This window comes from Streptomyces sp. NPDC055955, from assembly GCF_042270245.1.
Lineage (GTDB): Bacteria > Actinomycetota > Actinomycetes > Streptomycetales > Streptomycetaceae > Streptomyces.
Map to the genome: position 1 here is coordinate 166,820 of NZ_JBHJYS010000007.1, position 11,414 is coordinate 178,233.

The 11,414-nt window shown below is 67.5% G+C and carries 11 protein-coding genes; 7 read left to right on the plus strand and 4 right to left on the minus strand.

Annotated elements, in window-relative coordinates; translation table 11 throughout:
• Nucleotides 1-147: 147 nt before the first annotated feature.
• Complete coding sequence (locus tag ACFC96_RS16515) at nt 148-1,650, plus strand: glycosyltransferase family 87 protein (protein ID WP_376255330.1); 1,503 nt, start codon at nt 148-150, stop codon at nt 1,648-1,650.
• Nucleotides 1,651-1,734: 84 nt separating this feature from the next.
• Here ACFC96_RS16515 and ACFC96_RS16520 read toward each other — a convergent pair whose 3' ends face one another.
• The 3 genes from ACFC96_RS16520 to ACFC96_RS16530 form a co-directional block, all read right to left on the minus strand.
• Nucleotides 1,735-2,766 (minus strand): alanine racemase, encoded by a 1,032-nt coding sequence (locus ACFC96_RS16520; protein WP_351441298.1) that lies wholly within the window; start codon nt 2,764-2,766, stop codon nt 1,735-1,737.
• 119 nt (nt 2,767-2,885) lie between these two features.
• Nucleotides 2,886-4,007, minus strand: a complete 1,122-nt coding sequence (gene femX, locus ACFC96_RS16525; protein WP_227296028.1) for a peptidoglycan bridge formation glycyltransferase FemX — start codon at nt 4,005-4,007, stop codon at nt 2,886-2,888.
• 116 nt (nt 4,008-4,123) lie between these two features.
• Nucleotides 4,124-4,438, minus strand: coding sequence for a hypothetical protein (locus ACFC96_RS16530; RefSeq protein WP_376255328.1), 315 nt, complete (start codon nt 4,436-4,438; stop codon nt 4,124-4,126).
• A 265-nt stretch (nt 4,439-4,703) separates the two neighbouring features.
• Between ACFC96_RS16530 and rpsF the strand changes: the two genes are divergently transcribed.
• The 4 genes from rpsF to rplI all read left to right on the plus strand — a co-directional run bounded on the left by rpsF (nt 4,704) and on the right by rplI (nt 6,429).
• Nucleotides 4,704-4,994: a 30S ribosomal protein S6 gene (gene rpsF / locus ACFC96_RS16535; protein WP_052578287.1), complete on the plus strand. Its 291-nt coding sequence runs from the start codon at nt 4,704-4,706 to the stop codon at nt 4,992-4,994.
• A 75-nt stretch (nt 4,995-5,069) separates the two neighbouring features.
• Complete coding sequence (locus ACFC96_RS16540) at nt 5,070-5,669, plus strand: single-stranded DNA-binding protein (protein ID WP_376255326.1); 600 nt, start codon at nt 5,070-5,072, stop codon at nt 5,667-5,669.
• A 58-nt stretch (nt 5,670-5,727) separates the two neighbouring features.
• The gene (gene rpsR / locus ACFC96_RS16545) at nt 5,728-5,964 is read left to right on the plus strand and encodes a 30S ribosomal protein S18 (protein ID WP_003949403.1); all 237 of its coding nucleotides are present in this window, start codon (nt 5,728-5,730) and stop codon (nt 5,962-5,964) included.
• Nucleotides 5,965-5,982: 18 nt separating this feature from the next.
• Nucleotides 5,983-6,429: a 50S ribosomal protein L9 gene (rplI, locus tag ACFC96_RS16550; protein ID WP_116512098.1), complete on the plus strand. Its 447-nt coding sequence runs from the start codon at nt 5,983-5,985 to the stop codon at nt 6,427-6,429.
• A gap of 95 nt (nt 6,430-6,524) precedes the next feature.
• Here the strand turns inward: rplI and ACFC96_RS16555 are convergent, their stop codons facing one another.
• Nucleotides 6,525-7,862 carry an MATE family efflux transporter gene (locus ACFC96_RS16555; protein WP_376255324.1) on the minus strand — a complete coding sequence of 446 codons (1,338 nt, stop codon included), beginning with the start codon at nt 7,860-7,862 and terminating at the stop codon, nt 6,525-6,527.
• A 458-nt stretch (nt 7,863-8,320) separates the two neighbouring features.
• Here ACFC96_RS16555 and dnaB point away from each other — a divergent pair, with 458 nt between their 5' ends.
• Both dnaB and ACFC96_RS16565 read left to right on the plus strand, forming a co-directional pair.
• Complete coding sequence (gene dnaB / locus ACFC96_RS16560; RefSeq protein WP_376255323.1) at nt 8,321-9,796, plus strand: replicative DNA helicase; 1,476 nt, start codon at nt 8,321-8,323, stop codon at nt 9,794-9,796.
• A 130-nt stretch (nt 9,797-9,926) separates the two neighbouring features.
• A complete protein-coding gene (locus tag ACFC96_RS16565) occupies nt 9,927-11,312 on the plus strand; it encodes a serine hydrolase domain-containing protein (protein ID WP_376612832.1) in 1,386 nt (461 codons plus the stop codon).
• Nucleotides 11,313-11,414 lie beyond the last annotated feature (102 nt).

Here is an 11,414-nt window from a genome sequence, read left to right on the forward strand (position 1 = left end):
GAGCTGATCCCACGCCGCCTGTTTCACGTGAAACGCTGCGTGTTCCACGTGAAACAGTGAGTGAACAGCGCCAGGCGAGGGCCGCCGCACCGATCGGGTGCGGCGGCCCTCGCCCCGTTCTCAGGCGCGTACGGCAGGATGTGCGGCATGCCCAGTGCAGAGACGACACGCACGCATGTGCAACAGCCGGACCCGGTACGGCCGACCAAGGAGGACGAGGTCGCCGCAGCGGGGAGCGAGCTGATCGGCGGACCGATCGGACGATGGGCGCTGCTCGGGAGTTCCTGGTGGACCCCCGTACGCGTCATCGCGCTGGTGATGATCGGCATGTTCGCGCTGGGCATGGTGCAGAAATTCCCCTGCTACAACGGCGCGTGGTTCTTCGGCGCCAGTTCGCAGTACACGCACGCCTGTTACTCGGACATCCCGCACCTCTATCAGGGGCGGGGCTTCGCCGACGGCCTGGTGCCCTACTTCGACAAGCTGCCCGGCGACATGGACTACCTCGAGTACCCGGTGCTGACCGGCGTGTTCATGGAGGTCGCGTCCTGGCTGACCCTGGGCGGCGGCTCCATCCAGCACCTGGAGAAGGTCTACTGGATGGTCAACGCCGGGATGCTGATGATCTGCGCGGTGGCGATCGCCATCTGCGTGACCCGCACCCACCGGCGACGGCCCTGGGACGGCCTCCTGGTCGCTCTCGCGCCCGCGTTCGCGCTGACCGCCACCATCAACTGGGATCTGCTCGCCGTGGCCCTCACAGCGGCCGCGATGCTCATGTGGTCGCGGGGCCGATCGGTCGCCTTCGGCGTCCTGCTGGGCCTGGCCACGGCCGCGAAGTTCTATCCGTTCCTGGTGCTCGGCCCGCTGCTGTTGCTCTGCTGGCGGGCCGGACGCTGGCGGGACTTCGGGAAGGCCCTGGCGGGCTCGGTGGGCGCGTGGCTCGTCGTGAACCTGCCGGTGATGCTGCTCGCCCCCGAAGGCTGGTCGAAGTTCTACCGCTTCAGCCAGGAGCGTGGCGTCGACTTCGGGTCCATCTGGCTGATCATCCAGCAGCGGTGGCACGCGCAGATCAGCCCCGACAACGCCAACACCTACGCGATGGTGCTGATGGTCCTGGCCTGCCTGGGCATCACCGCACTCGCCCTCACCGCGCCACGCCGGCCTCGCCTCGCGCAGCTCGCCTTTCTGGTCATCGCCGCGTTCATCCTCACCAACAAGGTGTACTCGCCGCAGTACGTCCTGTGGCTGATCCCCTTCGCGGCCCTCGCCAGGCCGCGCTGGCGGGACTTCCTGATCTGGCAGGCGTGCGAGGTCGCGTACTTCCTGGGGATCTGGATGTACCTCGCGTACACCACGAGCGGTGACAAGCACCGAGGGCTGCCCACGGACGGCTACCACCTCGTCATCCTCGTCCACCTGCTGGGCACGCTCTATCTGTGCGCGGTGATCGTCCGCGACATCCTGATGCCGGAACGGGACGTGGTCAGACGCTCCGGGGACGACGATCCGTCGGGCGGTGTCCTGGACGGAGCGCCGGACGTGTTCGTGCTCGGACACGCCGCCCATCCCCCGCGGCACGCGGTACACAACGAGGAGCTGCCACAAGTGAGTTGGGGTTGGGGCAAGGATGAGGGGCGTTCGCTCTGAGTGAACACACGAAAAGGGCCGGACACCGTGATGGTGTCCGGCCCTTCCGTTTGTCCGTAGGACTCGGGGTGCGCCAAGCCTCGGTCAGCGGTCGAGGATCCGGTCGAACTGCGTGGTGGTGTGCCGCAGATGGGCCACCAGCTCCTCGCCCACCCGGGGCTCGGGGGCGTCGGACGGTACGAAGAGGATCGAGACCTGCATGTGCGGGGGCTCCGCGAACCAGCGCTGCTTGCCGCCCCAGACGAACGGCGACAGATTCCGGTTGACGGTCGCGAGACCCGCGCGGGCCACGCCCTTGGCGCGCGGCATGACGCCGTGCAGCGCCTTGGGAGCCTCCAGGCCCACGCCGTGCGACGTACCGCCGGCGACGACCACGAGCCAGCCGTCCGAGGCGACCTTCTGCTGGCGGTAACCGAAGCGGTCGCCCTTGGCCACGCGGGTGACGTCCAGGATCGCGCCGCGGTACTCGGTCGCCTCGTGGTCGCCCAGCCAGAGCCTCGTACCGATGCGTGCCCGGAACCGGGTCTGCGGGAACTGCTGCTGAAGGCGGGCGAGTTCCTGGGCCTTGAGATGGCTGACGAACATCGTGTGCAGCGGCAGCCTGGCCGCGCGCAGACGGTCCATCCAGCCGATGACCTCCTCGACGGCGTCGGAGCCGTCGGTGCGGTCCAGGGGCAGGTGAATCGCGAAGCCCTCGAGCCGGACGTCCTCTATGGCGGAGTGGAGCTGGGGCAATTCCTGCTCGCTCACGCCGTGCCGCTTCATCGAGGACATCACCTCGACGACGACGCGGGCGCCGACGAGGCCGTGCACGCCGTCGACGGAGGAGACGGAGCGGATCACACGGTCGGGCAGCGGCACGGGCTCCTCGCCCCGCCGGAACGGGGTCAGGACCAGCAGGTCACCGCTGAACCAGTCCTTGATCCGGGCGGCTTCGTAGGTCGTGCCGACGGCGAGGATGTCCGAGCCGAAGCGGGTGGCCTCGTCCGCGAGCCGTTCGTGGCCGAAGCCGTAGCCGTTGCCCTTGCAGACCGGGACGATCCCCGGAAACTGCTCGAGCACGTGCTTGTGGTGTGCCCGCCAGCGCGCGGTGTCGACGTAGAGCGTGAGCGCCATGGCCGGTCCCGGAACCTTTCTCGTGGCTGCGGTGTATCAGAGGTATGAAGAAGCTTTTGAGCTACGTGAATTGTGCAGGGTCCGCCCGGGCCGTGTGGACCGGGCGGACGAGGCGGGGCTCAGCGCCGCGACATGTAGATGTCGAGAGCCTTGTGCAGCAGCTTGTTGAGCGGGAAGTCCCACTCGCCGAGGTACTCGGCAGCCTGCCCACCGGTGCCCACCTTGAACTGGATCAGACCGAAGAGGTGATCCGACTCGTCGAGCGAGTCGCTGATTCCGCGCAGGTCGTAGACCGTCGCGCCGAGCGCGTAGGCGTCGCGGAGCATCCGCCACTGCATCGCGTTCGAGGGCCTGACCTCACGGCCGATGTTGTCGGAGGCTCCGTAGGAGTACCAGACGTGCCCGCCGACCACGAGCATCGTCGCCGCCGACAGGTTCACCCCGTCATGGCGGGCGAAGTACAGCCGCATGCGGTTGGGGTCCTCGCTGTTGAGGGCCGTCCACATGCGCTGGAAGTACGACAGCGGGCGGGGCCGGAAGTGGTCGCGCACAGCCGTGATCTCGTAGAGACGCTGCCACTCGGCGAGGTCCTGGTAGCCGCCCTGGACGACCTCGACGCCGGCCTTCTCGGCCTTCTTGATGTTGCGGCGCCACAGCTGGTTGAAGGCCTTGTGCACGTCCTCGAGGGAGCGGTTGGCCAGCGGCACCTGGAAGACGTAACGGGGCTGGACGTCGCCGAAGCCGGCGCCACCGTCCTCGCCCTGCTGCCAGCCCATGCGGCGGAGCTTGTCGGCGACCTCGAAGGCGCGCGGCTCGATGAAGTCGGCCTCGATGTCGCGCAGGCGCTTGACGTCCGGGTCCTGGATGCCCTTCTTGATCGATGTGGCCTCCCAGCGCCGGATGATCACCGGCGGGCCCATCTTCACGGAGAAGGCGCCCTGCTGCTTGAGGTGCGCCAGCATCGGGCGCATCCAGTCGTCGAGATTCGGAGCGAACCAGTTGATGACCGGGCCCTCGGGCAGATAGGCGAGATAACGCTTGATCTTGGGCAGCTGCCGGTACAGGACCAGGCCCGCGCCGACCATCTCGCCGGTCCGCTCGTCGAACCATCCCAGGCTCTCGGAGCGCCACTCCGCCTTCACGTCAGCCCATGCCGGGACCTGCATGTGGCTAGCCGAGGGCAGGCTCTGGATGTATGCCAGATGCTGCTCTCGGCTGATGGTCCTCAGGGTCAGGCTCATTCGGGGCGCTCCTCGGGCTGGTGTGTCCCCATGGGTACAAGGGCTCCGGCTCTCGCGCCGAAGCCTACTGCGCCCTGGGAGCGCCCCGAATGGGCCTATGGAAGCTTCGTGGGTAGTCAGCCGATGAGACCGCCGAACAGGCCGCCGTGGGCCATGCCGATGAAGAAGCCGATCGCCGAGGCACCGAGGCCCAGGATGAGGCCGAAGCGCTCCCGCGTCGTCACCGAGATGAACTGGCCGTACGCACCGGTCAGGATGCCGATCAGCCCTACCCAGGAGCTGAGCAGGTGGAGGCTGCTGAAGAGCGAGGAGATGATCGCGATCGCTCCGAGAACCATCGCTACCGCGACCAGTGAGTCCTGGAGGGGATGGGGCTTCCCGTCCGTGGCGAAGAGAGATGACGCGGGGTTGGGTCGCATTGCCTGTGCCATGTGGCACCTCCTGCGGAAGGCGGCGCATCGTAGCGCCATACACACCCGATGTGTACAGATTGTGCCCTCTCGCGGCCGGATTTCAACCGGAAGCCGTGGTGCGGGTAGTCTGTACCGTCTGCACCGGTGTCTGCTCATGCCCTGACCAGGGATCCCCGCCAGCGGGGCCCGATTGTCAGTGGTCGCCGATACCGTTGCGTACGCATCACGACCCTCCTGCCACGGAACGACCGTGGCCGCTGAGTCCAAAGGAGGTGGGTTCCACATGCGTCACTACGAAGTGATGGTCATCCTCGACCCCGATCTCGAGGAGCGCGCTGTCTCCCCGCTGATCGAGAACTTCCTCTCCGTTGTCCGTGAGGCCAACGGAAAGGTTGAGAAGGTCGACACCTGGGGCCGTCGTCGTCTCTCGTACGAGATCAAGAAGAAGCCCGAGGGCATCTACTCGGTCATCGACCTGCAGGCCGAGCCTGCGGTCGTCAAGGAGCTCGACCGCCAGATGAACCTGAACGAGTCGGTCCTCCGGACCAAGGTCCTCCGTCCCGAGACCCACTGAGCTTCCTAGCTCAGCGGCACTCGGGTTTCGAGTAGCAGCAAGCAGCCAGCAGCAAACCCGCCGAGAGGTTCCCCCATGGCAGGCGAGACCGTCATCACGGTCGTCGGCAATCTTGTCGACGACCCCGAGCTGCGCTTCACCCCTTCCGGTGCGGCGGTCGCGAAGTTCCGTGTCGCGTCCACTCCCCGCACCTTCGACCGGCAGACGAACGAGTGGAAGGACGGCGAGAGCCTGTTCCTGACCTGCTCGGTCTGGCGTCAGGCGGCGGAGAACGTCGCGGAGTCGCTCCAGCGAGGCATGCGCGTCATCGTGCAGGGCCGGCTGAAGCAGCGGTCCTACGAGGACCGTGAGGGCGTCAAGCGCACGGTCTACGAGCTGGACGTCGAGGAAGTCGGCGCCAGCCTGAAGAACGCCACGGCCAAGGTCACCAAGACCACGGGTCGCGGTGGCCAGGGCGGATACGGCGGCGGTGGCGGCGGCCAGCAGGGCGGCGGCAACTGGGGCGGTGGCTCCGGTGGCGGTCAGCAGCAGGGCGGCGGCGGTGCTCCCGCCGACGACCCCTGGGCGACCGGTGCGCCGGCCGGCGGCGGCCAGCAGGGCGGCGGAGGCGGCTGGGGCGGAAGCTCCGGCGGGACCTCCTCCGGCGGCGGCTACTCGGACGAGCCCCCCTTCTAGGTCTCAGGGCCAAGGGGTGGGCCGTACCCACACTTCTTGATCACACAGGAGAAACACCATGGCGAAGCCGCCTGTGCGCAAGCCTAAGAAGAAGGTCTGCGCTTTCTGCAAGGACAAGGTCACGTACGTGGACTACAAGGACACGAACATGCTGCGGAAGTTCATTTCCGACCGCGGCAAGATCCGTGCCCGCCGCGTGACCGGCAACTGCACCCAGCACCAGCGTGACGTCGCCACGGCCGTGAAGAACAGCCGTGAGATGGCGCTGCTGCCCTACACGTCCACCGCGCGATAAGGAAAGGGTGACCGACTAATGAAGATCATCCTGACCCACGAGGTCTCTGGCCTCGGCACCGCCGGCGACGTCGTCGACGTCAAGGACGGGTACGCCCGCAACTACCTGGTCCCGCGTGGTTTCGCGATCCGCTGGACCAAGGGTGGCGAGCAGGACGTGGCGCAGATCCGCCGCGCCCGCAAGATCCACGAGATCGCGACCATCGAGCAGGCCAACGAGATCAAGGCCCGCCTCGAGGGTGTCAAGGTCCGTCTGGCCGTCCGCTCCGGCGACGCCGGTCGTCTCTTCGGTTCCGTCACCCAGGCTGACGTCGCTTCGGCGATCGAGACCGCCGGTGGCCCGAAGGTCGACAAGCGCCGCGTCGAGCTGGGCTCGCCGATCAAGACGCTGGGCGCCCACGAGGCGACCGTGCGTCTGCACCCCGAGGTTGCCGCCAAGGTCAGCGTCGAGGTCGTCTCCGCCTAAGCACTGCGCTTGGCAGAGCTGAAGCAAACGTTGGGCCGCACCCCTCGGGGTGCGGCCCAACGCGTTTCACGGTCACCGTTTCACGTGAAACCGGATCAGCGCGTGGCGCCTGTGACGATCCAGCGGCCCGAGCGTGAGCGCAGCCACAGGGTCAGCATCCGCACGGTCATCATCAACGTCATCGCGCCCCACAGAGCGGTGAGTCCTCCTCCGAAGACCGGCACCAGGAGGGCGACCGGCGTGAAGACCGCCAGGGTCGCGAGCATCGCCCAGGCGAGATACGCACCGTCTCCCGCCCCCATCAGGACTCCGTCGAGAACGAAGACGATGCCGCAGATGGGCTGGGAGAGCGCGACCATCAGGAGAGCGGGCAGCGCGACGTTCTGCACTGCCTGATCATTCGTGAACAGCGGGATGAAGAGCGGTCGCGAGACGATCACCAGGAGTCCGAGGACGACCCCAGCGGCGATGCCCCACTGCACCATGCGGCGACAGGCGTCCCGTGCGCCCTGGGCGTCGTCCGCTCCGAGGTAGCGCCCGATGATGGCCTGGCCGGCTATGGCGATGGCGTCCAGCGCGAAGGCCATCAAGCTCCACAGGGAGATGATGATCTGGTGCCCTGCGATGTCCGCGTCTCCGAGCCGGGCTGCCACCGCGGTGGCGATCATGAGTATCGCGCGCAGCGAGAGGGTGCGGACGAGCAGCGGGGCGCCTGCCTGGGCGCAGGCTCGTATCCCGGCGGCGTCGGGGCGCAGGGAAGCGCCGTGACGACGGGCCCCGCGTACGACGACAACGAGATAGACGGCGGCCATGGCGACCTGGGCGATGACGGTGCCCCAAGCCGATCCTGCGATGCCCAGGCCGGCGCCGTAGACGAGCCCCGCGTTGAGCGCGCCGTTGGCGACGAAGCCTCCGATTGCGACATAGAGCGGAGTCTTGGTGTCCTGGAGGCCACGGAGGACTCCTGTCGCCGCGAGGACGACGAGCATCGCGGGGATGCCGAGCGAGGAGATCCGCAGGTAGGTAACCGCGTAGGGCGCCGCGGTGTGCGAGGTGCCGAACAGCTCGACAAGCGTGGGGGCGGTGGGCAGGACGATGGCGATGACCGCGGCGCCGAGCAGTAGGGCGAGCCAGATCCCGTCCATGCCCTGGCGGATCGCGGACTGGAGATCTCCGGCGCCGACGCGGCGGGCCACTGCGGCCGTGGTCGCGTAGGCGAGGAAGACGAAGACGCTGACGGCGGTCATCAAGAGGGACGAGGCGACAGCGAGACCGGCCAGTTGGGCGGTGCCCAGATGGCCGACGATGGCACTGTCAGCCATCACGAAGAGAGGCTCGGCGACGAGCGCGCCGAAGGCGGGTACGGCCAGCGCGACGATCTCACGGTCATGCCGCCGCCGGGCGGCCTTGGGCGCCGCGGGAGCCTGTGTCATGAGCACCAATGTAATCTTCCACAGGTAAGAGATGCAACCGCCTTTGGGCCCTTACTTTGCCCCCTCTGGGGTGTGGCGTCACACACCGTTTACGGGGATCTTGATCCGACCGGGAAAGTATTTTTCCTGCACAGCCGGTGGACGGGAAAGTTGCAGGTCAGGCACGTTTCTGCACGCCTCTTGAGGGCTTGTTCACAGGGCTGTCCACCGTGTCGTGCACAGGTTTTGCAGAGTTCTCCACAGTGACAGGCCCTTCATCCACAGCGCCTGTGGATAACCAGATTGGCTGAAGGTGCCTAGGGGCCTACCGTGGTGCGGCGCCCGCCACGATTTCAGGCCTCGGAAACGTCATGAACCGACGCGTCAGAACCGGAGTCGGGTCCCCATATTTGTCAGTGTCGTGCCGTAAGAAAGAGGGCACGGCGAGGTCCGCGCGGCGGACTGGAGGAGGTGGCCCGGTGAGTATCTCCGAGCCTTTGGACGACCCCTGGGCCGACAGTGGTCCCAGTGACCGTCTGCCTGCTTCCCGCCAGCGTGGCAGTGTCGGGCGGGGGCGCGAGGAGCAGCACGATCGCGGCGGCGACGGCGGCTGGGACGACGGAGCTCCGTCCTTCGAGCGGGTACCGCCTCAGGACCTCGATGCCGAGCAGTCGGTCCTCGGTGGCATGCTCCTGTCGAAGGACGCGATCGCCGACGTCGTCGAGGTGATCAAGGGGCACGACTTCTACCGCCCCGCGCACGAGACGATCTTCACCGCGATTCTCGACCTGTACGCGAAGGGCGAGCCGGCCGACCCGATCACGGTCGCGGCCGAGCTCACCAAGCGTGGCGAGATCACCAAGGTCGGCGGCGCATCGTATCTGCACACCCTCGTCCAGACGGTTCCGACCGCGGCGAACGCCGAGTACTACGCCGAGATCGTCCACGAGCGTGCGGTCCTGCGCCGGCTCGTGGAGGCGGGCACGCGCATCACGCAGATGGGATACGCGGCCGACGGCGACGTCGACGAGATCGTGAACAGTGCGCAGGCCGAGATCTACGCGGTCACCGAGCAGCGCACCAGCGAGGACTACCTGCCGCTCGGCGACATCATGGAGGGCGCGCTCGACGAGATCGAGGCGATCGGCTCCCGTAGCGGTGAGATGACGGGTGTGCCCACCGGATTCACGGACTTCGACTCCCTGACGAACGGCCTGCACCCCGGCCAGATGATCGTCATCGCCGCCCGACCCGCCATGGGTAAGTCCACCCTGGCGCTCGACTTCGCCCGTGCGGCCTCGATCAAGCACAACCTGCCCAGCGTCATCTTCTCCCTGGAAATGGGCCGGAACGAGATCGCGATGCGTCTGCTGTCCGCGGAGGCACGGGTCGCGCTGCACCACATGCGCTCGGGCACCATGACGGACGAGGACTGGACCCGGCTCGCGCGCCGGATGCCCGAGGTCTCGGCGGCACCGCTCTACATCGACGACTCCCCGAACCTGTCGATGATGGAGATCCGCGCGAAGTGCCGGCGCCTCAAGCAGCGCAATGACATCAAGCTCGTGATCATCGACTATCTGCAGCTGATGCAGGCCGGTGGTTCGAAGCGTTCCGAGAGCCGTCAGCAGGAAGTCTCGGACATGTCGCGAAACCTGAAGCTCCTCGCCAAGGAGCTGGAAGTGCCGGTCATCGCGCTCTCGCAGCTGAACCGTGGCCCCGAGCAGCGTACGGACAAGAAGCCGATGGTGTCCGACCTGCGTGAATCCGGCTCGATCGAGCAGGACGCGGACATGGTGATCTTGCTGCACCGCGAGGACGCCTACGAGAAGGAGTCTCCCCGCGCAGGTGAGGCGGACATCATCGTGGGCAAGCACCGTAACGGTCCGACGGCGACGATCACGGTCGCCTTCCAGGGTCACTACTCGCGCTTCGTGGACATGGCGCAGACCTGATCCCGCACGGCCTGGTCCCGACCGCCCTGGACCCGAGCACTCTGAAGGTGCGCGCTCCGGACCTGCTGCTCCCGGATCCGTCGGCCTAAAAGCGGTCGACGCCCGGCGGTCGGCGGGGTGGACTTGGGGCATGACGACTTCCCCTGAAGAACTGCTGCCCACGACGCGCCGAGCTCTGTTGCACCGCATCGCCACCGCTCAGGCGGAAGGCCGATCTCCTTCGCTGGTGGCCGCGGTCGTGCGTGACGGCCGGCTCGTGTGGAGCGATGGGCGTACCTGCGTGGACGGGCATGGTCCGGACGAGGACGTGCAGTACCGGATCGGCTCGATCACCAAGACGTTCACGGCGGTGCTGGTGTTGAGGTTGCGGGACGAGGGAGTGCTCGACCTCGGTGATCCGCTGGAGAAGCATCTGCCGGGTACCGGCGCCGGGCAGGTCACCATCGCCGAACTCCTGTCGCACACCGGCGGGTTGGCGGCCGAGACACCCGGGCCGTGGTGGGAACGTTCGTCGTCTTCGTTGCGTCCCGAACTCGCCGATGTGCTGGGCGAGGAGCCGTTCCGGCATCCGGTCGGCAAGCAGCATCACTACTCCAACCCCGGCTACACGCTGCTGGGTTCGCTGGTCGAGGCGTTGCGTGGTGCTCCCTGGGAAGACGTCCTGCGCCGCGAGATCCTGGAGCCGCTCGGTCTGCACCGGACGAGCGGGCAGCCGCAGGCCCCACACGCCGGTGGCTGGGCCGTGCACCCTTGGGCCGATGTGATGATGCCGGAGCCCACTGAGGACCTGGGGCTGATGGCTCCGGCGGGGCAACTCTGGTCGACGGCCGCAGATTTGGGACGGTTCGCCGTGTTCCTCATGAAGGGTGACGACCGGGTTCTGAGTGCGCAGTCCGTACGTGAGATGCGCACGCCCGCGGCACCCACGCTGGCGGGGGACTGGGACTCCTCGTACGGCCTCGGTCTGCAGTTGGCACGGAGGAACGGCCAGGTGCTGGCCGGGCACGGTGGTTCGCTGCCCGGGTTCGTGGCGGGGCTTTGGCTGAGCGAGGAGGACGGCCTGGCCGCGGTCACGCTCGCCAACTGCACGTCGGGCGTTGCCGCATCGACGGTCAGCACAGACCTTCTCCGTATCGTCGCCGAGGCCGAGCCGTGCATTCCCGCACCGTGGCGGCCCCTGCCCGAGGTCGACGCGGCGGTGCTGGAGCTCGCCGGGTCTTGGTACCGGGGGACGCAGAGCACGGTGCTGCGGCTGACGGCCGACGGGGGCGTCTCGCTCGGGCCGCTGACGAGTGGGGTGCGGGACTCGCGATTCCGCCCGAACGGCGACGGAACCTGGACAGGGCTGGACGGCTACTACGCGGGAGAGATCTTGCGCGTTGAGCGCCGGCCCGACGGGTCGGTGAGCCATCTCGATCTCGGATCGTTCGTCTTCACGCGCGAACCGTACGAGAAGGGGGCGCCGGTTCCAGGCGGGGTGGACCCGGAGGGCTGGCGGGGGCTGCCACGTTCCTAGCCGACCTCGTTCCTGGTCAGCTTTGCTCCCCCGGTCGGCCTCGATCCAGGTCGTCAGGGTGAAGGGGCCGGGTGGTCGTCTGTTTCACGTGAAACAGACGAC

Excerpts from the sequence above, each read along its gene's own strand:
- ACFC96_RS16515 (WP_376255330.1), top strand. The coding sequence starts at position 148 with ATGCCCAGTGCAGAGACGACACGCACGCATGTGCAACAGCCGGACCCG.
- ACFC96_RS16520 (WP_351441298.1), bottom strand. The coding sequence starts at position 2,766 with ATGGCGCTCACGCTCTACGTCGACACCGCGCGCTGGCGGGCACACCAC.
- femX (WP_227296028.1), bottom strand. The coding sequence starts at position 4,007 with ATGAGCCTGACCCTGAGGACCATCAGCCGAGAGCAGCATCTGGCATAC.
- ACFC96_RS16530 (WP_376255328.1), bottom strand. The coding sequence starts at position 4,438 with ATGGCACAGGCAATGCGACCCAACCCCGCGTCATCTCTCTTCGCCACG.
- rpsF (WP_052578287.1), top strand. The coding sequence starts at position 4,704 with ATGCGTCACTACGAAGTGATGGTCATCCTCGACCCCGATCTCGAGGAG.
- ACFC96_RS16540 (WP_376255326.1), top strand. The coding sequence starts at position 5,070 with ATGGCAGGCGAGACCGTCATCACGGTCGTCGGCAATCTTGTCGACGAC.
- rpsR (WP_003949403.1), top strand. The coding sequence starts at position 5,728 with ATGGCGAAGCCGCCTGTGCGCAAGCCTAAGAAGAAGGTCTGCGCTTTC.
- rplI (WP_116512098.1), top strand. The coding sequence starts at position 5,983 with ATGAAGATCATCCTGACCCACGAGGTCTCTGGCCTCGGCACCGCCGGC.
- ACFC96_RS16555 (WP_376255324.1), bottom strand. The coding sequence starts at position 7,862 with ATGACACAGGCTCCCGCGGCGCCCAAGGCCGCCCGGCGGCGGCATGAC.
- ACFC96_RS16565 (WP_376612832.1), top strand. The coding sequence starts at position 9,927 with ATGACGACTTCCCCTGAAGAACTGCTGCCCACGACGCGCCGAGCTCTG.